The sequence below is a fragment of the Arthrobacter methylotrophus genome, assembly GCF_039539965.1.
GTDB classification, from domain to species: Bacteria; Actinomycetota; Actinomycetes; order Actinomycetales; family Micrococcaceae; genus Arthrobacter; species Arthrobacter methylotrophus.
This window is the reverse complement of record NZ_BAABED010000001.1, coordinates 2,495,962-2,514,780: the sequence shown is the minus strand read 5'-3', so window position 1 is coordinate 2,514,780 and position 18,819 is coordinate 2,495,962. Positions and strand designations below refer to the sequence as shown.

The 18,819-nt window shown below is 64.1% G+C and carries 24 protein-coding genes; 15 read left to right on the top strand and 9 right to left on the bottom strand.

Annotation, left to right across the window (positions count from 1 at the left end; all coding sequences use genetic code 11):
- Positions 1-73 precede the first annotated feature (73 nt).
- Genes ABD884_RS13355 through ABD884_RS26215 form a run of 5 tightly spaced genes read right to left on the bottom strand, consistent with a single transcriptional unit; the run spans position 74 to position 2,850 of the window.
- Positions 74-280, bottom strand: coding sequence for a hypothetical protein (locus ABD884_RS13355; protein WP_345046366.1), 207 nt, complete (start codon positions 278-280; stop codon positions 74-76).
- Positions 277-1,974 (bottom strand): SulP family inorganic anion transporter, encoded by a 1,698-nt coding sequence (locus tag ABD884_RS13350; protein WP_345046362.1) that lies wholly within the window; start codon positions 1,972-1,974, stop codon positions 277-279. The genes ABD884_RS13355 and ABD884_RS13350 overlap by 4 nt, the downstream gene beginning before the upstream one ends.
- On the bottom strand, positions 1,971-2,351 hold the full coding sequence (locus ABD884_RS13345; protein ID WP_345046359.1) for an ArsR/SmtB family transcription factor: 381 nt from the start codon (positions 2,349-2,351) through the stop codon (positions 1,971-1,973). The genes ABD884_RS13350 and ABD884_RS13345 overlap by 4 nt, the downstream gene beginning before the upstream one ends.
- Before the next feature lie 54 nt (positions 2,352-2,405).
- Positions 2,406-2,585 carry a hypothetical protein gene (locus ABD884_RS13340; protein ID WP_345046355.1) on the bottom strand — a complete coding sequence of 60 codons (180 nt, stop codon included), beginning with the start codon at positions 2,583-2,585 and terminating at the stop codon, positions 2,406-2,408.
- A gap of 49 nt (positions 2,586-2,634) precedes the next feature.
- Entirely contained in the window at positions 2,635-2,850 is a 216-nt protein-coding gene (locus ABD884_RS26215; RefSeq protein WP_425548309.1) for a DUF2293 domain-containing protein, read from the bottom strand.
- Positions 2,851-3,239: 389 nt separating this feature from the next.
- On the opposite strand from ABD884_RS26215, the gene ABD884_RS13330 reads away from it, so the two are divergent.
- The 13 genes from ABD884_RS13330 to ABD884_RS13270 all read left to right on the top strand — a co-directional run bounded on the left by ABD884_RS13330 (position 3,240) and on the right by ABD884_RS13270 (position 16,311).
- On the top strand, positions 3,240-3,452 hold the full coding sequence (locus ABD884_RS13330) for a hypothetical protein (RefSeq protein WP_345046348.1): 213 nt from the start codon (positions 3,240-3,242) through the stop codon (positions 3,450-3,452).
- Between the two features lie 136 nt (positions 3,453-3,588).
- Positions 3,589-4,230 (top strand): VC0807 family protein, encoded by a 642-nt coding sequence (locus tag ABD884_RS13325; RefSeq protein WP_345046342.1) that lies wholly within the window; start codon positions 3,589-3,591, stop codon positions 4,228-4,230.
- Between the two features lie 220 nt (positions 4,231-4,450).
- Entirely contained in the window at positions 4,451-4,873 is a 423-nt protein-coding gene (locus ABD884_RS13320) for an SDR family NAD(P)-dependent oxidoreductase (protein ID WP_345046338.1), read from the top strand.
- Positions 4,874-4,884: 11 nt separating this feature from the next.
- Entirely contained in the window at positions 4,885-5,076 is a 192-nt protein-coding gene (locus tag ABD884_RS13315) for a hypothetical protein (RefSeq protein WP_345046333.1), read from the top strand.
- Between the two features lie 384 nt (positions 5,077-5,460).
- Positions 5,461-6,363, top strand: a complete 903-nt coding sequence (locus tag ABD884_RS13310; RefSeq protein ID WP_345046330.1) for a LysR family transcriptional regulator — start codon at positions 5,461-5,463, stop codon at positions 6,361-6,363.
- Positions 6,364-6,533: 170 nt separating this feature from the next.
- Positions 6,534-7,922, top strand: a complete 1,389-nt coding sequence (locus ABD884_RS13305; protein WP_345046325.1) for an MFS transporter — start codon at positions 6,534-6,536, stop codon at positions 7,920-7,922.
- Entirely contained in the window at positions 7,919-8,827 is a 909-nt protein-coding gene (locus ABD884_RS13300; RefSeq protein ID WP_345046321.1) for a shikimate dehydrogenase, read from the top strand. The genes ABD884_RS13305 and ABD884_RS13300 overlap by 4 nt, the downstream gene beginning before the upstream one ends.
- Positions 8,828-8,829: 2 nt before the next feature.
- Entirely contained in the window at positions 8,830-9,570 is a 741-nt protein-coding gene (locus tag ABD884_RS13295; protein WP_345046318.1) for an SDR family NAD(P)-dependent oxidoreductase, read from the top strand.
- A gap of 67 nt (positions 9,571-9,637) precedes the next feature.
- Positions 9,638-10,762, top strand: a complete 1,125-nt coding sequence (locus ABD884_RS13290; RefSeq protein ID WP_345046316.1) for a Gfo/Idh/MocA family protein — start codon at positions 9,638-9,640, stop codon at positions 10,760-10,762.
- Positions 10,763-10,771: 9 nt separating this feature from the next.
- Positions 10,772-12,841, top strand: a complete 2,070-nt coding sequence (locus tag ABD884_RS13285) for an FAD-dependent oxidoreductase (RefSeq protein ID WP_345046313.1) — start codon at positions 10,772-10,774, stop codon at positions 12,839-12,841.
- A complete protein-coding gene (locus ABD884_RS13280; protein ID WP_345046309.1) occupies positions 12,838-13,707 on the top strand; it encodes a sugar phosphate isomerase/epimerase family protein in 870 nt (289 codons plus the stop codon). The genes ABD884_RS13285 and ABD884_RS13280 overlap by 4 nt, the downstream gene beginning before the upstream one ends.
- Positions 13,704-14,543 carry an aldo/keto reductase gene (locus ABD884_RS13275; RefSeq protein ID WP_345046305.1) on the top strand — a complete coding sequence of 280 codons (840 nt, stop codon included), beginning with the start codon at positions 13,704-13,706 and terminating at the stop codon, positions 14,541-14,543. The genes ABD884_RS13280 and ABD884_RS13275 overlap by 4 nt, the downstream gene beginning before the upstream one ends.
- A gap of 13 nt (positions 14,544-14,556) precedes the next feature.
- Positions 14,557-16,311 (top strand): FAD-dependent oxidoreductase, encoded by a 1,755-nt coding sequence (locus ABD884_RS13270; protein WP_345046302.1) that lies wholly within the window; start codon positions 14,557-14,559, stop codon positions 16,309-16,311.
- Positions 16,312-16,417: 106 nt separating this feature from the next.
- On the opposite strand, the gene ABD884_RS13265 is transcribed toward ABD884_RS13270, so the two are convergent.
- From ABD884_RS13265 to ABD884_RS13255, 3 genes are all read right to left on the bottom strand, one after another.
- Positions 16,418-16,693: a hypothetical protein gene (locus tag ABD884_RS13265; protein ID WP_035741805.1), complete on the bottom strand. Its 276-nt coding sequence runs from the start codon at positions 16,691-16,693 to the stop codon at positions 16,418-16,420.
- A gap of 144 nt (positions 16,694-16,837) precedes the next feature.
- A complete protein-coding gene (locus ABD884_RS13260; RefSeq protein WP_345046297.1) occupies positions 16,838-17,212 on the bottom strand; it encodes a hypothetical protein in 375 nt (124 codons plus the stop codon).
- Positions 17,213-17,244: 32 nt separating this feature from the next.
- Positions 17,245-17,694, bottom strand: coding sequence for a J domain-containing protein (locus tag ABD884_RS13255; protein ID WP_345046294.1), 450 nt, complete (start codon positions 17,692-17,694; stop codon positions 17,245-17,247).
- 9 nt (positions 17,695-17,703) lie between these two features.
- Here ABD884_RS13255 and ABD884_RS13250 point away from each other — a divergent pair, with 9 nt between their 5' ends.
- Complete coding sequence (locus ABD884_RS13250; protein ID WP_345046288.1) at positions 17,704-17,859, top strand: hypothetical protein; 156 nt, start codon at positions 17,704-17,706, stop codon at positions 17,857-17,859.
- A gap of 32 nt (positions 17,860-17,891) precedes the next feature.
- Here ABD884_RS13250 and ABD884_RS13245 read toward each other — a convergent pair whose 3' ends face one another.
- Complete coding sequence (locus ABD884_RS13245) at positions 17,892-18,317, bottom strand: Hsp20/alpha crystallin family protein (protein ID WP_028266917.1); 426 nt, start codon at positions 18,315-18,317, stop codon at positions 17,892-17,894.
- A 131-nt stretch (positions 18,318-18,448) separates the two neighbouring features.
- Between ABD884_RS13245 and ABD884_RS13240 the strand changes: the two genes are divergently transcribed.
- Positions 18,449-18,760, top strand: coding sequence for a MerR family transcriptional regulator (locus tag ABD884_RS13240; protein ID WP_345046282.1), 312 nt, complete (start codon positions 18,449-18,451; stop codon positions 18,758-18,760).
- Positions 18,761-18,819: the final 59 nt, after the last annotated feature.

The window sequence follows — 18,819 nt, the reverse complement described above, 5'->3', positions numbered from 1 at the left end:
GTAGGGAAGTGTTGTGCTTCTGGCTGGCGTTGGAAATGGTGTCGATCCGACGGAGGGAGGGAGGAACCGTTTCTCAGCTGCGCTTGCGTAGCGTGTTGAACAATTCGCTCAGGCTCATGTTGGCAGCCGCCGCGGCATCGGCGGGCGGGACTTGTGCTGCCATGGCCTCGCACAGGGCCTGGACCAGATCGGCATGGGCACGATCCTGCCGGGAGGGCTGGCTTTCCAAGTCTGAGATGGCGGTGCGGATGGTTCTGAGGTGTTTTTCCATTGGATTCATTCGTCGGTGGGGTCGGTTACGGCTGGAGCCGACTCCGTGCTCCGGCCGTGCTTAGCGCGGGTGGTGGTGGCGCGGGTTACGTGGCTTCGGGCGTGTTCGATGGCGGGGGCTAGTTCGGTGAAGAGGTGTTTGTGGTGGCGTAGGGAGTCCAGGACGCCGACTTGGGTGACGAGTCGGAGGTGGCGTTCCTGGATTCCTTTGATGAGGACGGTGATTCCGCGGCGTTCGAGGGTTTGGATGATGTCTGTGATGGTTTTGGCTCCGGTTGCGTCCAGGATTTGTAGTTGTGACATGCGGATGATGACGACGTCGACGTTGCGGATGGCGTTGACTCGTTCCAGGACGCGTTCGGCGGCGGCGAAGAACAGGGCCCCGTCGAGTCGGAATACGGCGATGTGTTCGTCGCCTTCGTGGACGGGGCCGGGGATTTCTTCGCGGTGGACGCCGCTGGAGCGGACCAGGGCGCGCAGGGCGAAGAAGGCGGCGGCGGCGATTCCGATTTCCACGGCCTGGATCAGGTCGAAGGACACGGTGATGAGTGCGGTGACGAAGAACACGATCGTGTCGGCCCGGGTTGATCCGATCACGCTGCGTAGCGTTTTGAGGGAGACCATGCGTGTGGCGGTGATCATGAGTACTCCGGCGAGGGCGGCGAGGGGGATGCGGGAGACCGGGCCGGTGGCGAGGTAGACGACGGCGAGCAGGACCAGTGCGTGGGTGATGGCGGCCAAGCGGGTCTGGCCGCCGGAGCGGATGTTCACCGCGGTGCGGGCGATGGCGCCGGTGGCGGGCATGCCGCCGAAGAATCCGGACGCGACGGATGCGAGGCCTTGGCCCAGGAGTTCGCGGTCCGCGTCGTAGGGGCCGGTATCGGAGATCGAGGAGGCGACGCGTGCCGAGAGCAGTGACTCGATCGCGGCAAGGGCCGCGATCGTGGCTGCGGATCCGGCCAGGGCGGTGATCGTTGCCGGGTCCAGGGAGGGCATCGTCGGGGCTGGTAGGGAATCGGGCAGGGTCCCGATCCGTGTCACCGGCAGGTCAAGTAGTTGCGCGGCCACGCTGGCGATGATGATCGCGATGAGGGAGCCTGGGATGCGGGGGTGGATCCGCGGCGCGGCAATCATGATTACTGCCACGAGTGCTACGAGGGCGAGCGGGGCGATGAGCGAGGTCGGGGACGCGGTGCCGAGGGCTTGGATGGCTGAGAGGACGGCGTTGCTGGCGGGCCCGGGTTTGGTGCCGAACGCGGCGGGGACTTGTTGCAGGAAGATGATCGCGGCGATTCCGACGGTGAAGCCTTCGATCACCGGCCAGGGCAGGAGCGTGACGACCCGCCCGAGTTTGAGGAGTCCGGCGGTGACCACGATCACCCCGGCAAGGACCGAGACTGCGGCTAGTGCGCCGAGCCCGTGGGCGGCGATGACCGGGCCCAGGACCACCACCATGGCTCCGGTGGGTCCGGAGACCTGGATGTTGGAGCCACCGAAGACGGCCGCGATCACGCCGGCGATCACCGCGGTGATCAGTCCGCTGGCCGCGCCCGCGCCGGAGCTGACACCGAATGCCAGGGCCAGCGGCAGCGCGACGATGCCGACGGTGATCCCGGCGACCAGGTCTCCTTTCCAGGTACGCGGCAACAGTGCGTAGTCCTGCCGGCCGGGTAGCAAGGCCCGGGCCGCGGTCAGGGCCTTCACCGGGTGCTGCCCGCTGCGGCTGACGCGGGCGCGGTCGCTTCCGAGGACTCAAGCTGGGCCCGGGTGGTGTGCAGCATGTCCTTGAGCAGCAGTCTTGCCACGGAGAGGAGTTCTGCGACCTGCGGGTACGCCAGGGTGTAGAACATCTGCAGCGCCCGCCGTTCTCCCTTGACCAGGTGATACCGGCGCAGCACCGCCAGGTGCTGGGACAGGTGCGAGGCCTCCAGTCCCGTTGCGGCCAGAAGCTCCGTCACGGACACCTCGGGGGCCGCTGACAGCAGCTCCAGTACCCGGATCCTCACGGGGTGGGCCAGCCCTTTGAACAGATTGGCCTTCACCTCGTACAACGGTGCCCGGAAATCCGCGAACTCTTCCATGCCTGCCTCCCTGCCCAACACAATCCCTGCTTGACGATCCCTTGCTTGACTAATTTATGGATCCATCATCCAGTGTAGCAAGGGCAGAGACGATCCGCCCGGCAAGGCAGCGCTTCCCAGGCCCATGCCAAGATCACCCGGATCCCTCTGCGGGTTATGGCGATATGGTCGATGTTCGCCTTCGAGCCGGGAATGCGGCGGTCCCAGTCCTTGGTGCTTTTCCAGCGGAGACATTTTGTGGATGTGCTGCATGCCCGAAATACCAACGACATCTCGGACTGTCTCAGCCCCGACGCCAGAGGTTGAGCACCCCGCCCACTTTTTCACGTACCCCCTCGCGGGCTTTATCCCGCGGCACGCCCGCCATGGGTAGTGCGTCGTAGTCGGTGTCTTGGTGGCGAATGGAGGCCACGCCGGCCAACTCCAGAGCCTGCTTGGTCAAGGCCTTGTCCCTCGGCGGTCCGCAGCTGGCTGTCAGCCTCGCGGCGCCGCTCCTCATCGCGAGCTCGACGGCGGGTGGGCGCCTCCGCGTCCGCCAGGCACGAGGCCTCGGCATTCACCAGGGCCTGCTCCTCGACGAGGACGCTTTGTCGCTCGTAACGCGGTCGGGACCGGCTGAAGCGCACTACTACGGCCGACAAGCCGCTGGCCTTGCGCGCCCGGCGCGTCAGAGTGGTATTACCGGCGGGCAGGTAAGTGAGGTGGTCGAGATCGGCGCACGTCATGCACAGCGGCGCTTCGTCTTCCATTAGCAGCAACTCCCCGTGCACGCCGCACCCCGTGCATGTCCGGTCTTTCAGCGGAGAGACTGGACGAGGTCCGGCGGCCGGCTGGCCTGCTCCTGGACGCGCGCGTTTGGCCGCTGACAGTGTCGGGTAGAGCCAGTGCGTGCGTTATCCGCGTTCGATGGACGGGCTGCACAGGCTTCAGCCAGCCCATTCCCACGAGCACGTCCAGCGGCGCAACGTAGCCGTGGTCCTGCATCCTGGGTGCGGCAGAGGCCTTGGCATTGACCAGCGGGTGGGCAGTGATTTACGGGCATTCCGGGACGATTCAACCCGGTTGTGGTGCCTGTTGACGAGGTTTCCTGACCGGACCTAGCATGGCGTTGCTGGCGCGTGAAGCTCTTGGTCATGAGTGGAGGGGAGCTGAGAATGGCGGCTCCGGGGATCACCGATGTCGGCCCGTCCTCGCCGCTGAAGGAAGCCCGTATCCGGAAAAGGGATGGAGTATCCCGATGAATGCCGAGCAGGCTTCGGGACAGCAGCGTCTTGGGTTGATGATGCGTGCGCTGGTCCGCGGTCTGGCTTGGGACGTTGGCGTACCTCTGGTTGCCTATTATGTCTTTCACGTTGCCGGTGCGACGGATTGGGCTGCGCTGTTGGCGGCGACGGGGGCCGCTGGCTGCCGATTGTTGTGGACCGCGTTCAGGCGACATTCCCTGAATGCGTTTGCGATGTTGATGGTGATCGTCTTTGGACTCGGCTTGGGTCTGTCTTTCCTCACAGGTGACCCGCGGTTTCTGCTTCTTAAGGATTCGGCTATCACCGGTGGCCTGGGTATGTCGTTCCTGGTTTTGGCCGCACTGGGGCATCCTCTGACGTTGGACGCAGCCAAGACGTGGAGACCGGAGCGCGCCGGGGAAATGGATCGGGAATTCCATCACAACCCGGCGGCGCACCGTTGGCACTTGAAGATTTCGGCCGTTTGGGGTGCGGGGCTGATTGCTGAGGCCAGCACGCGGGCCGTTCTGGTCTATTTGCTGCCTATTGATGTGATGGTGGGGGTTTCCGCGGCCTTGGCGGTGATTGTTTTCGCTGCCCTCATCGTCTGGAGTGTCTGGGACCGGAAACGGCAGCAGGCAGCGTGGTCTTCCTGACGGCTCTGTCTCAGCTCATCAGAAGCCCGCTGCTTGAGCAGGACCGTTGCGCTTTTGGAACAATGCAGGCGGGACACCCTGGGTACCCGCGACATTTCCAAGAGCGTGGCCACGGGCTTTCGGTCCGCCCCGAGTTCCTCAGCCGAAGTTTGTGAAGCATATAGATTCTTAAAATAAGAAGATCACCGCGGCAAGGCTGTCTTGCTGCTTAGGAGGAGTCATGAAGTTGACCGGTAACACCATACTCATAACGGGTGGCACCTCCAGTATCGGCAAAGGCTTGGCGCAGCATTTCCTGGGCCTTGGCAATACAGTCATCATCTGTGGCAGGCGAAACGATCGATTAGAGGAACTCAAAGCGCAGTACCCTGATCTCGTAACCATCCAGTGCGATCTGACGGCGGCGGAGTCTCGGGAGAACCTGGTTCGGCAGGCGATTCACGAGTGTCCCGACCTGAACATTCTTATTAATAACGCTGGCATACAATTGACGGGTGACCTGACCAAGCCGATCGATTTATCGGCACTGGAGCGGGAAATTGCGACAAACCTGATTGCGCCCATTCATCTCTCATCGCTTGTGGTGGAGCAATTAAGGGGCAGGCCGGAGCCGGGTATCGTAAATATTTCCTCTATGAGATAGTGCCTCCGTCAGTGGATACCGAGCTTGGCCATGAACGGCGCAAGGATAAGGATCAAACGCATGGTGGGATGCCGGTGAATGAATTTATTGATGAAGCGATGAAAGCTCTGGAAAGTAATATTTTTCAGGTGGCCATTGGCCAGGCTGCCAGTATGTTGGATCAACGAGATAAGTTATTAGAGCGGCTCAATGCTAACTTCTAAATAGGTGGGACCGTGCCGAGGACGTTTCCGTGGCGGTTCGGTCCGAGAACAGGCCGGGTGTAGTCGGAGGTTCGTGCAGGGATGGTCTTTCTCGATAGCGGCGTCTGGATCACGCAGTGGTTGCCTGGTGTCAAAGAAATCGGGTTACGGGAGTAAGTACAGCGAGGTTCAGATCCTCCGTAAGGGCCACGCGCCTACCAGCTCGCCAGAAGGGGTCCCGGAATGGCGAATGCCAGATCCGCGGATTGCAGCACGCTCATTGGTCCTACCGGCATTAAGCTTAGATCAAACCTAATTGCACGTTATTGTTGGTTCCTAACACTTTATGCGCCCCCAAGGATCCGGGTAAGCACCCGCAGGCGGGGTGCCGGCGAGGGCGGGCGAATGACCGAAATCCGATGGCTTGAAGCTTTCGTTGCGGTTGCCGAGGAACTCCACTTTGGGCGCGCGGCACTTCGCCTGCACACCTCGCAATCCCCCCTAAGCCAGACCATTCGGAAGCTTGAGGCGGATCTGGGGACCCGCCTCTTTGAGCGCAACACCCGAAGTGTGGCCCTCACGCCGGCGGGATCTGCCCTCCTGCCGCGGGCGTATCGTGTGCTTCAGGAGATGCGGCTGGCCCGCGAGGCGGCACAGGCCGAGATTGAGGGCGTCAGGGGCAACATCAGAATCGGGTTCTCCGGAGCGGTGAACCACCTGACCCTGCCGCCGCTAACCCGTGCTGTGCGCCGTCGTCACCCCGACATCAAAATGGACCTCACCAGCCGTGTGCGCACGGCGGACGGATTGGCCAGTGTCGCTAACGGCACCCTGGACCTTGCCTTCGTGGGTCTTCCCGAGACCCCGATCCCCTCGGTGAGGACGCGGTTGGTCGCAAGCGAAGAAATCGGCGCGGTTCTGCCGCTGGATCATCCGCTGGCACAGGAAAGATCCATACCCTTGCAGGCGCTGGCGGCCGATGACTTCATCTCTCCGCCGCTCGACGGCTCGTCCTCCATGACCGAAGTGATGCTGGCATCCTGCATGGCAGCCGGCTTCCGCCCGCGCATTGTTCAGGAGTTATCGGACCCTTACATGGTGCTGACCTTCGTGGCCGCCGGTGTGGGAGTCACTCTGATGAGCAGCGGGATAGTCGGGATCATACCCTCCGGCGCAACATACGTGGCCCTGGAACACCCGCAGCACTTCATGAATCATGCCATCGCGTGGTCCGAGGAAAATGACTCCGCCGTGTTGGCGGCTGTGCTCGCCATTGTCGAAGAGATCTTTCCTGAGGTCCCGAGCTGACCCTGCCGTATATAGTCGAATTTGAGCATAGTGATAGATCATTTTAGTCGTGGACTAACTAAGTGATGACAGCCACACTGGATGGAGAAGCCGCATAGCGCGGCAAACCGTTTCGCAGCCGGCCCACCCCAGGAGCCCCCGAGACGGTCCCGTTACCTGAAGGGAACACCATGTCAGTGTCGACATCGGCGCCAGCACGGCCCAAGAACAATGCGAAGATCGCAGCGGTTTCGGGGTTTGTGGGCAGCGCACTTGAGTACTACGACTTCTTCATCTTCGGATCAGCGGCGGCGCTGATCTTTGGCAAGCTGTTCTTCGCCTCCGGCCCGTCCTCGATGCTGTTGTCTTTCGCCACGGTCGGCGTGGCATACATCGCCCGCCCGCTCGGGGCGGTCATCTGCGGTCACCTCGGGGACAAATTCGGCCGGAAACGCGTGCTGCTCCTCACCCTGATCCTGATGGGCTCATCGACCTTCCTGATCGGCTGCCTGCCCACCTACGGCCAGATCGGAATGGCAGCGCCGATCCTCATCGTGGCACTTCGGCTTCTTCAGGGACTGTCGGCCGGCGGCGAATCGCCCGGTTCCAGCTCTCTCACCCTTGAGCACGCGCCCGAACGGAAGCGCGCTTTCTACACCAGCTGGACGATGAGCGGCATCATGTTCGGCATCGTGCTTTCCACCCTCGTCTTCATTCCGGTGGCGTCGATGCCCGAGGATCAACTCCTTGCCTGGGGCTGGCGCATCCCGTTCCTCGCCAGCGCAGTCGTTACCGTCATCGCCTTTGTGCTCCGGCGTCTCCTCGAGGAGCCCCCCGTGTTCGCGGAAGTCAAGGAGCACGACGCAGTAGTCAAGGTGCCGCTCGCCACGTTGTTCCGGTACCACTGGGTCACGGTCATCCGTGTCACCGCGATGTCGCTGTTCACCATCATCAACACCATCATCAATGTCTTCGCACTCTCGTATGCCACATCGGTTGTGGGCGTGGACAAGGGACTGATGCTGACAGTCATAGCCGTGGCCAACCTGGCGGCAGTCGCCATGGGACCGCTGGCAGGCATATTAGCCGACCGGATCGGCCGGAAACCCGTCTTCCTGACCGGTCTCGTGCTGCAGATCGGGATGATCTACGTGTTCTTCGCAGCCCTGTCCGCCGGCAACGTTCCGCTGATATTCCTCACCGGCATTCTGCTGATCGGTGTCGCCTACAGCGGTTCGAACGCCATCTACCCCGCCTATTTCCCGGAGCAGTTCCCGGTCAAGGTCCGTTACTCGGGTATGGCCATCAGCCTCATGTTCGGCCTGCTTTTGGCCGGATTCGCCCCGGTGATTTCCGAGCTGCTGATTGGCGGCGACAAGGCCCTCTGGGTTCCCGTCGCAACTTTTGCCGCCGCGGCCTGTGCCATCTCCGCCATCGCGGCGCTTACAGCACCTGAGACGTTCAAGACTCCTACGGCCCTCCTGGGACTGAAAAAAACCGATCCCCGCCTCCACGCGGCGGCTTCCGTGGCTTCGCGTGCCACTGAGCCCAACGACGCCATCTCCAGGGTCCAGGCGTGAACCAGCAAGCCCTGGCGAGCACATGGGCGTTCCAGCCGCGTCGAGCCGAAACCAACCACCGGTTTGTTGTGGGACTGCTCGGCGCCGGCATCGGCGGGTCACTCACCCCGGGCCTCCACGAAGCGGAGGGGGCCAGATTGGGCCTCTCCTACACCTACCGGATCATCGATCTCGACGCCATAGGCGAGCAGGCTGACAAGTCCGCAGCCCTGGTCCAAGGCGCAGCTGACCTCGGATACGACGGGCTCAACGTCACCTATCCAAGCAAGCAACTGGTGCAGGACGGTCTGGACGCGCTCTCCCCGGATGCCCGCATCCTGGGTGCGGTGAATACCATCACTTTTCATGATGGCAAAGCGGTAGGCCATAACACCGACCACACCGGCTTCATAGGCGGATTCCGGGCCGGCCTACCGTCTGCCGCTGCCAACTCGGTCGTGCAGATCGGTGCCGGCGGAGCTGGAGCGGCGGTAGCCTTCGGGCTCCTTCGCGCCGGAACCAAGCACCTGGTCATTGCAGACATCGAACCGGCCCGGGCCGAAAACCTCGCGGCCAGGCTGGCCCCGCACTTTCCGGACAGCGAGGTGTCGGCGACCCGGACGGACGCTGTCTCCGGAAGCATCCGGGAGGCCGATGGATTGGTGAACTCAACGCCCATCGGCATGATCGGCCACCCCGGTGTTCCCGTGGATATCGACCTGATTCACCCGGGGCTGTGGGTGGCTGACGTCATCTACCGGCCGCTCGAAACCCAGCTGATCAAGGCAGCGCGCGGCAAGGGCTGCGCCGTACTCGACGGCGGACGCATGGTGGTGGGTCAGGCCGCCGCGGCCTTCGAACTCTTCACCGGAATCCCCGCTGACGCAGACAGGATGCTGGCCACGTTTCGACAGGCGGTCAGCTAAGAATGGCTCCTCAGAAACCCGGCACCATCGCCGAGTCCCGCTGCCTGGTGGTGGGGGCAGCCAGCGGCATCGGTCGTGCGACGGCGGCACAACTCAGGGCGTCGGGCGCCGCGGTGGTAGGCGCTGACCTGCCCTCGGGCACCTGGCCCACAGAACCAGGCACCTCATCACTCGCCATGGACGTCACCGACCCGGCGTCGGTTGCCGCTGCCGTCTCTGCAGCGGCGTTGGAGATGGGAGGGCTCGACGCGGTGGTGAACTGCGCCGGCATCCTGGGGCCCGTGGCCCCGGCGGCCGCTACATCGATCGAAGACTTCGAACGCATCATGAAGATCAACCTGACAGGGGCCTTCATCGTCTCGCAGGCTGTCCTGCCGACGATGGCCGAGGCAGGCTACGGACGGCTACTCCATATCTCCTCGACGGCGGGCAAGGAAGGCGTGGTCAATATGGCCGCCTACTCTGCCAGCAAGGCCGGGATTCTAGGCCTTGTTAAGTCCCTCGCCAAGGAATTCGCGCTCACCGGCGTCACTGTCAATGCCCTCGCCCCGGGCAATGTGGTGACCCCGCTTTTCGCGGAAGTTCCGGCGGAACAGCAGGCGGCCCAGGCGGCCAAAATACCGATGGGCAGGTTCGGGACACCCGCCGAAGCGGCCGCCCTGATCGAATTCATCATCTCCCCGGCGGCCTCCTACACCACCGGTTCGGTCTTCGACCTTTCCGGCGGCCGGGCCACGTACTAACCAGGCCCAACCTCCTGCCACACCGCATCACACTTTCCTACCAGCACCAGAAAGATGGCACCTGTTGATGATCACTCCATCATCTGTCACCGCCCGCTCCCTTCGCATCGGAATCGCAGGGTGCGGGGCGATCTCCGCCAACCACTTGGAAGCATTCCGCTCCCTTAAAGACGTCGAAATCGTGGGCGTCTGCGACATCGACCTCCAGCGCGCCAAGGACACCGCGGAAGCGTGGGGAATTCCTGCAGCGGTCAACACAGTCCAGGAGCTCCTGGACCTTGAATTGGACATCGTCTCGGTCTGCACACCGCACCCCACCCACGAGGATGTGGTGCTCCAAGCCGCTGCGGCAGGAGCCCACGTGCTCTGCGAAAAGCCCATCGCCACTGATTTGGCCTCCGCAGAGCGCATGGTGAAGGCCTGCGAGGATGCCGGCGTGAAGCTGGGTGTCCTCTTCCAGCGCCGGTTCTGGCCGGCAGCCCAGCGCATCCGCGCTGCGATCGAGGACGGCACGCTGGGGCGTCCCATCATGGGCCAATGCTCGGTGATGCTTCACCGCGAGGCGGAGTATTACTCCCGCGACGCCTGGCGCGGGACATGGGCCAACGACGGCGGTGGGGTCCTCATGACCCAGGCCATCCACTACATCGACCTGCTCCAGTGGTTCATGGGCGAGGTGGCCGAGGTCTACGGCAAAATCAACACCTACAAACACGGCGATCACATCGAAGTGGAGGACTCAGCAACGGCCATCATCACGTTCACCTCGGGCGCCATGGCTACCCTCGAAGCGTCGACGGCGGTGTCCCCGAGCCTGGGCGTGCAGATCCGCGTCACGGGGGAGACCGGAGCTTCCGCTTGCCTGAGCGAATTCCCGGAGGGCAGCGACGGACGCGTGGACCTATGGGCCGTATCCGGTTCGATTAGTACCGAGCCTGTCTACCCCGCAGGAGTTGACCCGAACGTGAGCTTGTCCACGATCAACGGCCAGCTCATCCCGCACCACACCGCCCAGGTTCGCGACTTTGTCCGGAGTATCCGCGGAGGCGGTGAACCGGCTGTCACAGGCGGAGACGCGACGAAGGCTTTGCGGATACTGCTGGCGGTTTACGAATCGTCCCGGACAGGTCTCCCGGTCCCCTTCGCCCCGCTGCCTGAAAGCACATCGCCGCTCGCTCGGATTGCAGGCTAAGGAACAGCAATGGAAGAGAACCCGCGCTACGCCGCCCGACCACTGACGCTGGGCCGTAACGGCCGCACACCGAAGACCCTTCGCAACCGGCTCGCCTCAGCCCCCATGGAACGTAACTACGGCACCACGGACGGTCGCATCACCGAGCAGTACGTCGACTACCTGGTCACCCGCGCAAAAGCGGGCCTGGGCATGGTCACCACAGAAGCCACCTACGTCCGGGCGGACGGCAAGGGCCGGAGCCATCAGTTGGGCCTGCACAGCGATGCCATGATCGCGGGCCTGCGCAGGCTCACGGACGCCTTGCACGCCGAAGGCGCGTTGGCCGCCGTCGAAATTAACCACGGCGGGCGAACCGCGCAGTCTGCGGTCTCCGGGTACAAAAACCTGGCGCCGTCACCCGTGGCGTGCGAAGTGGCCGGCGGCGAGGTTCCTCGTGAACTCACCGTCGAGGAGTGCTACGAGCTGGTGGAGGCCTACGCCCAGGCCGCCCGCCGCGCGGTGAAGGCGGGGTTCGATGTCATCAACATCCACGGCGCCCACGGCTACCTGATCCACCAGTTCATGTCACCCATCTCCAACCACCGCACCGACGAGTTCGCTGCACCGGAGCATTTCATGAACCTGGTCATCGACGCTGTCCGGGCTGCCGTCCCGGACACCATCGTGGGTATGCGCGTCTCCGTAGTGGAGGGCCCCGCGGACGGCATCACCGCCGAGCAACAGGTGGCCATCATCGCCAAAGCCAGCCTGGACCAGCTGGACTTCCTGGACATTTCCGCCGGCAGCTACGAGGCCGGCGAATGGATTGTGCAGTCTGGCGAATGGAAGCCCGGCATCCTTGCTGACTATGCCAAGGCCTACCGCCAGTTCGGGCTTCCGCTGGGGATGGCCGGCCGGCTGAACTCACCGGAAATCATCGAGGAGGTCCTCAGCCAGGGGACCTGCGACTTCGTCAGCCTCGCCCGGGCCATCCACGCCGATCCTGCTTTTGTGGGCGGAGTCCTCCGTGATGAGAGCTACCGCCCCTGCATCGCCTGCAACGTCTGTATCGACAACCTCGGACTCGGCCAAGTCACCTGCACCGTCAACCCCGCGGTCGGCCGCTCCCGGGTCCCGGTCCCGACACCAGCCGTCCGTGATGGTGCCCGCGTGGTGGTGGTGGGTGCCGGCCCCGCCGGCCTCACCGCCGCCCGGGAACTTGCCGAAGCAGGGGCTAAAGTGACAGTGATCGACGACGGCGCCCGCGCCGGCGGTCAGTTCGGCTTCGCCGAGCGGATGAAGTCCACCCCGGACTTCCACCGCTTCGCCGAATGGTCCGCCGGGGAGAACACACGGCTTGGCATTGACGTCCAGCTGGGTTCGCACGTGGACACTGAGCACCTCGACAGCCTGGTCCGCGACACTGCGGCAGACGCCGTCGTGCTCGCAACAGGAGGCCTCCGGCCCGACGTCCCCTTTCGTGGGGCAAACTCCGCGAACGTCGTCGATGTGCGCGAATGGCTCGCCAATCATCCGGAAGTGCTCAACGTCGATTTGCGAGACCGCGCCGTCGCGCCTGAGGCCGTGACAATCTGGGGGGCCGACTCCGTTGCCATGAGCGTTGCTGACACGCTTGCTGACCGGGGGACTGCCGTCCTGCTCATCGGGCCGCAGGAGGGGATTGCCCCCGAGTCCGGCCGCCGCGCCAAAATTCTGGCCGTGCCCCGGCTCGAGGCCAACCCCCGAGTGCGAATCCGCCTCGAATCAACCATCGAGGAATACGACGGCGGCCGGGTCCGGATCAGTAGTCCGGGCCTTGCCCCTGGAGGAGAGTGGCTGGACGCGCCGGGACCGCTTCTGGTCTCACGCTCCGTGGTTCCGCTGGACGGCTCCATCCCTGCGAAGATTCGCGACGCTGAGCTGAGCCGCCAGACTGGAGCGCCGGTGACCCTTGCCGGAACCGTGGTGGACCAGACCCCTGCCATTGCCTCCAACGCCGTCAAGAGCGGTTACGACGCAGCCCAGCGGATCGCCTCTCTCCTGATGGGCGCCGCCACTCCAAACAACGAGCTGAGCCTGAACGGAGCACAGTCATGACCGGAAACGCGCGCAGGCCTGTCGGCCTTGCCCAGTTGTCCCTGTTGAACACCGCGCCGCCTGAACTGGTGGGGGTCGCAGCCCAGGCAGGCTTTGATTTCATCGGCGTCCGCGTGCGCCCGGTGACGGTAACGGAACGGCCTTACGACCTCCAGCCAGGGACACCGATGCTGCGCGAAACCCTTCTCCGAATGCGGGACACCGGCGTCACCGTGCGGGATATCGAATTCCTGCTGCTGGACGGCAGCGACCAGCGCGAAGCATGGCTGCGCATGATGGAGGCGGGCCAGGCACTGGGGGCAAGTTCCCTCACAGTCGCAGGAGCTGATCCGGACAGCGCCCGGTTGGTCCGCACGTTGGCCCGGATGACCGAGGACGGGCGCGGCTTCGGAATCACTCCCACCCTTGAAGCGATCTCCTACCAGCCCGTCGCCTCGATCGCCCAGACCGCAGATATCGCCCGCCAGGCCGGCTGCCGGATCGTGGTGGATACCCTGCATTTCAACCGCTACAACGGTTCGGGTGCAGCCGCCCAGTGGGAGGAGCTGCGCGCCAACGCGGGACTCGTGCCGCTCCTGCAGCTGTGCGACGGCCCGGCGGAACGGCCAGTCACCCGCGAGGCGCTCGTCGTCGAGTCGCGGTCTGAGCGGGGAGTTCCCGGAGAGGGCGTTTTCAGGCTTGCGGATGCGGTGGCCGCTCTACCGGACGGGCTTCCTGTCAGCGCGGAGGCGCCGTCGGAACGGCGGGTGGCTGAACTCGGCGAGCTGGGGTGGGCGCGCCTGCTCAAGTCCGGCGTGGACGGCGTGCTGGCAACGGCCGGAACTGTCCAGGCCACAGCAAATCCCCAGGGGACGGAAACCAGATGAGCGGCATCACAGACGAGATCGGCACGGCAGAAGTCACTCCAGGGGTGCGCATTCCGCTCATTGGCTTGGGAACCTGGCCCCTCATGGATGAGGACGCCACAGCGGCGGTGGTCCAGGCCATCAACAATGGCTACAGGCACATCGACACAGCCGAGAACTACCGCAACGAAGCCGCGGTGCGGGAAGGCATCCGCCGCAGCGGGATCGACCGCGCGGACCTGTTCCTCACCACCAAGTTCAATACCCGTTGGCACAGCCGCAGCGGAGTGCGCGATGCCTTCGGCGAAGCGGTGAAGCGGCTCGGAACCGACCACTTGGATCTGTTCCTGGTCCACTGGCCCAACCCGCAGCAAGGCCGGTTCGTCGAAGCCTGTGAAGGACTACAGGACCTCGTTGACAACGGCTCCATCAGGGCATGGGGTGTCTCGAACTTCAAGCCGGCGCACCTGCGCCTTGTCCAGGACGCCGGCCTGGCCGTCCCACTGAACCAGATACAGCTCGATCCCGAGCACGGCCAAGCAGGGCAGCTTGCTTACCACCGCGGGCACGGGATCTTGACCGGTGCCTATAGCCCGCTCGGCCGCAACGGCGGCTTCCTCAACCATCCGGCGGTCAGCAGTCCGGCCAGGGAACTGGGCAAGACCGGGGCCCAGATCGCCCTGCGCTGGCATGTCCAGCACGGCCGTGTGGCTGTGCCCAAGTCTGCGGACAGCCATCGCCAACGGGAGAACCTGGACGTCTTCAGTTTCGCCCTGACCCAGCAGCAGATGTCTGCAATTGATGCACTCGAAACCGGCGCACCGCCACGCCTGGACTCCGACACCTACTTCCACTGAGAAAGCACCGAAAATGACTGCACCAGAAAGTCCTTCACCTGTCCTCCCGAGCCTGGACTGCGATGTCTTGGTGGTCGGCTCCGGGGCGGGCGGTTTATCCTCCGCCGTGACCGCTGCATACCACGGACTGAAGGTAGTGGTTGTTGAAAAAGCAGAAGTCTGTGGGGGTGCCACCTCCTGGTCCGGCGGCTGGGCATGGACCCCCGGCAACCCGCTGGCCAAAGCCGACGGCGTCAACGAGGACCGCGAATTGTTCCGCACCTACCTGCGCCACCGCCTCGGCAGGAACTACCAGGAAGACAGAGTGGAAGCGTTCCTCGAAGCGGTGCCTCACATGGTGGGCTTCTTCCAGGACAAAACCAGCCTCCAGTTTGTTCCGGGGGCCAAGATCAAGGACATCTACGGCGGCACTCCTGGTGCGGGCACAGGGCACCGCTCGGTAGGACCAAAGCCGCTGAACGCCCGCCGGATCAAGCCCGAACTGCGTGCCAAGATGCGCCACCAGCTTTACGAAACCTCATTCCTGGGCATGGGCATCATGGCCGGTCCGGACCTGACAAAGTTCCTTTCCGCCTCCCAGGGAAACATCCGGGGCATCTTCCATGCAGGCTGGCGGGTGGGCTTTCACCTCCTGGACCTCCTCACGCACCGCCGCAACATGCAGCTGGTCAACGGGACCGCGCTGACTGGCAGGCTGCTGAAGTCCGCCGATGACCTGGGCGTGCAGATCCTCGTCTCCACACCGGCCAAGCACCTGCTGACCGACGGGGCCGGGAAGGTGAGGGGCGCCGTCGTGAGTTCTCTGGAAGGCGAACTGCAGATCAACGCCTCCCGCGGCGTCGTCCTGGCGGCTGGCGGGTTCCCCCACGACGTCTCCCGCCGGAAGGAGCTGTTCCCCAAGACGCCCACCGGCCGGGAACACTGGACGCTGGCCCCAAAGGAGACAACGGGCGACGGCATCGCCATGGCGCAGGCCGTGGGTGCCCGCTTCGAGACCGATGTGGCATCCCCGGCCGCATGGTGCCCGGTCTCCCTGGTCCCTTACCGGAACGGACGCACCGGAACCTTCCCGCACATCATGGACCGTGCCAAGCCCGGCAGCATCGGGGTCCGCCGGGACGGAAAGCGCTTTGTCAACGAGGCCAATGGCTACTACGACTACGTCGAAGGTCTTCTAGCTGCCACCCCTGAGGGCGAACCTGTCGAAGCCTGGCAAATCGCCGATGCCGCGTTCGTGCGGAAATTCCCGCTGGGCATGGCCAAACCGCTGCCCGTGCCGCTCTTCCCGTACTTGCGGTCCGGCTACCTCAAGAAGGGCAACACCCTCGAAGAATTGGCCGCAGCCTGCGGCATCGACCCACAGGGACTTGCCGCGACGGTCGCAGAGTTCAATGACAATGCACGCAAGGGCATCGACCCCGGCTTCAACCGCGGCAGCACTGAGTTCAACAGGTACGGCGGCGACCCTACCCACACGCCCAATCCCTCACTGTGCGCCCTGGAAAAGGGGCCGTTCTACGCAGTAAAAATTGTCCCCGGATCCTTCGGTACCTTTGCTGGACTTGCGGCCGATTCACGAGCCCGGGTTCTAAATACCGACGGCCACCCGATCAGCGGCCTCTACGCCGCAGGCAATGACCAAGCCTCAGTGATGGGTGGGCACTACCCCGCTGGCGGAATCAATCTTGGCCCCGCCCTTACCTTCGGCTACATCGCCGGACGCGACCTCGCAAACGCCACACACTATGAAGACGACGGAGCGCCCTAGGACGGGCGCGTTTCCTCCCAAGGCGTAGACGGCCCCGCGAGCCGGTAGGCTGTTTCGAGCTCGGAATCCGCCAGGAAGATGGCCGCGGCGGTAGCTACGCCAGGGTTTAGTCGCTGCTGTTAAGGATGTAGTCCACAGCGGCTGGTCCCGTCATTCGCAGGCCTTGGAAGACTCCCTTCTTGCCCTTCCCGTTCTTTTCCGTACGAAGGCCCGCGAGGCGCAGTGCGGTACGGAAGGCATGGTCGGGGAGGGGGACTTTGCGGTTCAGCGAGCACCAGCTCACGTAGAGCCCGTAGAACGCGTCGGCGTCGAGTCCTGGATCGTTCGTGTCATCTTTGATGATGCTGTCCTGGAGGAACTGGCTAATCTGTAGAGAGGTCATGGCGTAGTCCGGTAATGGGTTTTGTAGTCCGGTATTGTCTATCGGGGCCGCGGACCATGGCGGGAACGGGTCGGATCCGCGGTGGATCCGGAGGATGGGTCGTGCCCGGCTTGCTGAGTTGTCCGGCTGGTCCGGGCCCGGTGTTCAGGGCTGGGTTCCGTAGATGAATTCTTTGGCGTGAGCGACGGCTTTTCGGAATGCGTCGTTGCGCAGGGTGGCTTGCTCTGCATTCCTGAGGTCGGTTTCGAGGTAGTTCGTGTACCCGGGCCGCAGGACCCAGATGTCGCCGGCCGGGGGCAGGTAGAAGACCCCGAACGAGCGGTGCTGGGGGTCCTCGGTCCAGATGGGCACGACCGCCAGGGCGGCGCCGGTGTCGGCGTTGATCCATTGGGCCCGGGGCATGGGTTGTTCGTGGGTTTCGGGGTCCAGGAACGGCGCTGTTCCTTTGCCCCATCGTTTTTCGAAGCGTTCGTAGAACGCGGGCATCAATTGGCTGTCGTACGGGCGCCAGGCACTCATGGAGGCTCCTTGCGATTGCGTGATTTAGGCTCTCAGCGGCGGATCAGCGTGTAGCGGGTTGGAGGATATGACCCTTGCCAGTTCGGCATTCCAGGGGACCGTCCGCCGGGCGGCTCCCAGATGACCGGTCCGATCAGCAGCGAGGCGGCGGGAAGCAGCTGCCCTGGTGTCAGGGTGGGGATGTCGTCCGGCCGCTGGGACTTGGAGCGTGCGGCCGGACGCGAGTGCTCCCGGTCGTAGGCCGCCCGCTTTTCCGGGTTGCCGAGGATGGCGTAGGCGGCCATGATGTCCTGGAGCTCCTGGAGCTCTTCCTGCAGCTCCGGCGCCGATGGGCCGGGGCCGGCGTGGTGTTCGCGGGCCGGCCGGGTGTCCGGGTGCCGGCCGCGGATGAGCGTGCGGTAAGCGTGGGCCACCTCACGCGCCGTGGCGGTGGTGGTGATATGCAGGATGTCGTAAGGATCGGGGCCGTTGCTCTTCGTCATGGCCGTGCTGTGTTCTCTTGGGCGGGGGACGGGGATGGTCCCCGGTCCGTTCAACCGGGGACCATCGTTGCGGGAGTCATCCTCGGGGCCTCATCATCCTTGCGCTGGCTGCGCTGTGGCGTGGTCTGTGAACTCGACCGCCCTCTTCGCATCATGGGCCGCTGAGGTGCTCCCGGTCCGGGAGGCCGCGCCGATGGTCAGGCGCTGATTTCCTGGCGCTGTTTTCCGGCGGTTTCAATTTCGATGCGGCGCGGCTTTGCTTTCTCCGCCACGGGGATCCGCAGGGTCAGGACTCCGGCGTCGTAGCTTGCCTTGACGCCGTTCGTGTCCAGCGCATCCCCGAGGATGAGCTGGCGGCTGAAGACGCCGCGGGGGCGTTCGGAGGCAATCATTTCCGTGCCCTCGCCCACGGGGTCCGGGCGCTCGGCCTTGACGGTCAGCACGTTGCGTTCGACGTCGATGTCCACCGAGTCGACGGTGACTCCGGGGAGGTCGAAGGCGACCACGAAGTCCTCGCCTTCCCGCCAGGCGTCCATCGGCATGGCCGCCGGCCTTGCCGTGGTGCCGAGCACTTGTTCTGCCAGTCGGTCGAATTCACGGAACGGATCCGTTCGCATCAGCATGGTGTGTCACTCCTTGCAGATCGCAGCTTTTTGTTGACAACCCAGCCGATCTATAGTGGCTGGTATATATTTCTTATAGCACTGCAAAGGGGGCAGGGCAAGCCTGATTTTGGAAGATTTGGAGGAATCCGATGGGCCAGGCCGAGGACCGGGGGAGGGGTGTATACGCGATTTCCGTTGCGGCCGAACTGGTGGGGACAGGGCAGCAGAACCTGCGCCTGTATGAACGCAGGGGCCTGCTGGAACCGGGCAGGACCCTGGGTGGGACCCGCCAGTACAGCGAGGACGATCTGGTGACTTTGCGGCGGATCGGCGAGCTTCTGGACTTGGGATTGAACCTCGCGGGCATCCGGATGGTCCTGCTCCTGGAGGCCGACAACCGGCGCCTCGAAGGGGAGCTCAAGGCCGCGAGCGCCTCGCGGTCCCCGGTCAGGAGAGAATGACTGTTGCCCTGGCAATGGTGCATCCGGCGGGGTTCGAACCCACGAGCCGAGGACCAAAA

Excerpts from the sequence above, each read along its gene's own strand:
- ABD884_RS13355 (WP_345046366.1), bottom strand. The coding sequence starts at position 280 with ATGAATCCAATGGAAAAACACCTCAGAACCATCCGCACCGCCATCTCA.
- ABD884_RS13345 (WP_345046359.1), bottom strand. The coding sequence starts at position 2,351 with ATGGAAGAGTTCGCGGATTTCCGGGCACCGTTGTACGAGGTGAAGGCC.
- ABD884_RS13340 (WP_345046355.1), bottom strand. The coding sequence starts at position 2,585 with ATGTCTCCGCTGGAAAAGCACCAAGGACTGGGACCGCCGCATTCCCGG.
- ABD884_RS26215 (WP_425548309.1), bottom strand. The coding sequence starts at position 2,850 with ATGAGGAGCGGCGCCGCGAGGCTGACAGCCAGCTGCGGACCGCCGAGG.
- ABD884_RS13325 (WP_345046342.1), top strand. The coding sequence starts at position 3,589 with ATGAATGCCGAGCAGGCTTCGGGACAGCAGCGTCTTGGGTTGATGATG.
- ABD884_RS13320 (WP_345046338.1), top strand. The coding sequence starts at position 4,451 with ATGAAGTTGACCGGTAACACCATACTCATAACGGGTGGCACCTCCAGT.
- ABD884_RS13310 (WP_345046330.1), top strand. The coding sequence starts at position 5,461 with ATGACCGAAATCCGATGGCTTGAAGCTTTCGTTGCGGTTGCCGAGGAA.
- ABD884_RS13305 (WP_345046325.1), top strand. The coding sequence starts at position 6,534 with ATGTCAGTGTCGACATCGGCGCCAGCACGGCCCAAGAACAATGCGAAG.
- ABD884_RS13295 (WP_345046318.1), top strand. The coding sequence starts at position 8,830 with ATGGCTCCTCAGAAACCCGGCACCATCGCCGAGTCCCGCTGCCTGGTG.
- ABD884_RS13290 (WP_345046316.1), top strand. The coding sequence starts at position 9,638 with ATGATCACTCCATCATCTGTCACCGCCCGCTCCCTTCGCATCGGAATC.
- ABD884_RS13285 (WP_345046313.1), top strand. The coding sequence starts at position 10,772 with ATGGAAGAGAACCCGCGCTACGCCGCCCGACCACTGACGCTGGGCCGT.
- ABD884_RS13280 (WP_345046309.1), top strand. The coding sequence starts at position 12,838 with ATGACCGGAAACGCGCGCAGGCCTGTCGGCCTTGCCCAGTTGTCCCTG.
- ABD884_RS13275 (WP_345046305.1), top strand. The coding sequence starts at position 13,704 with ATGAGCGGCATCACAGACGAGATCGGCACGGCAGAAGTCACTCCAGGG.
- ABD884_RS13270 (WP_345046302.1), top strand. The coding sequence starts at position 14,557 with ATGACTGCACCAGAAAGTCCTTCACCTGTCCTCCCGAGCCTGGACTGC.
- ABD884_RS13265 (WP_035741805.1), bottom strand. The coding sequence starts at position 16,693 with ATGACCTCTCTACAGATTAGCCAGTTCCTCCAGGACAGCATCATCAAA.
- ABD884_RS13260 (WP_345046297.1), bottom strand. The coding sequence starts at position 17,212 with ATGAGTGCCTGGCGCCCGTACGACAGCCAATTGATGCCCGCGTTCTAC.
- ABD884_RS13255 (WP_345046294.1), bottom strand. The coding sequence starts at position 17,694 with ATGACGAAGAGCAACGGCCCCGATCCTTACGACATCCTGCATATCACC.
- ABD884_RS13245 (WP_028266917.1), bottom strand. The coding sequence starts at position 18,317 with ATGCTGATGCGAACGGATCCGTTCCGTGAATTCGACCGACTGGCAGAA.
- ABD884_RS13240 (WP_345046282.1), top strand. The coding sequence starts at position 18,449 with ATGGGCCAGGCCGAGGACCGGGGGAGGGGTGTATACGCGATTTCCGTT.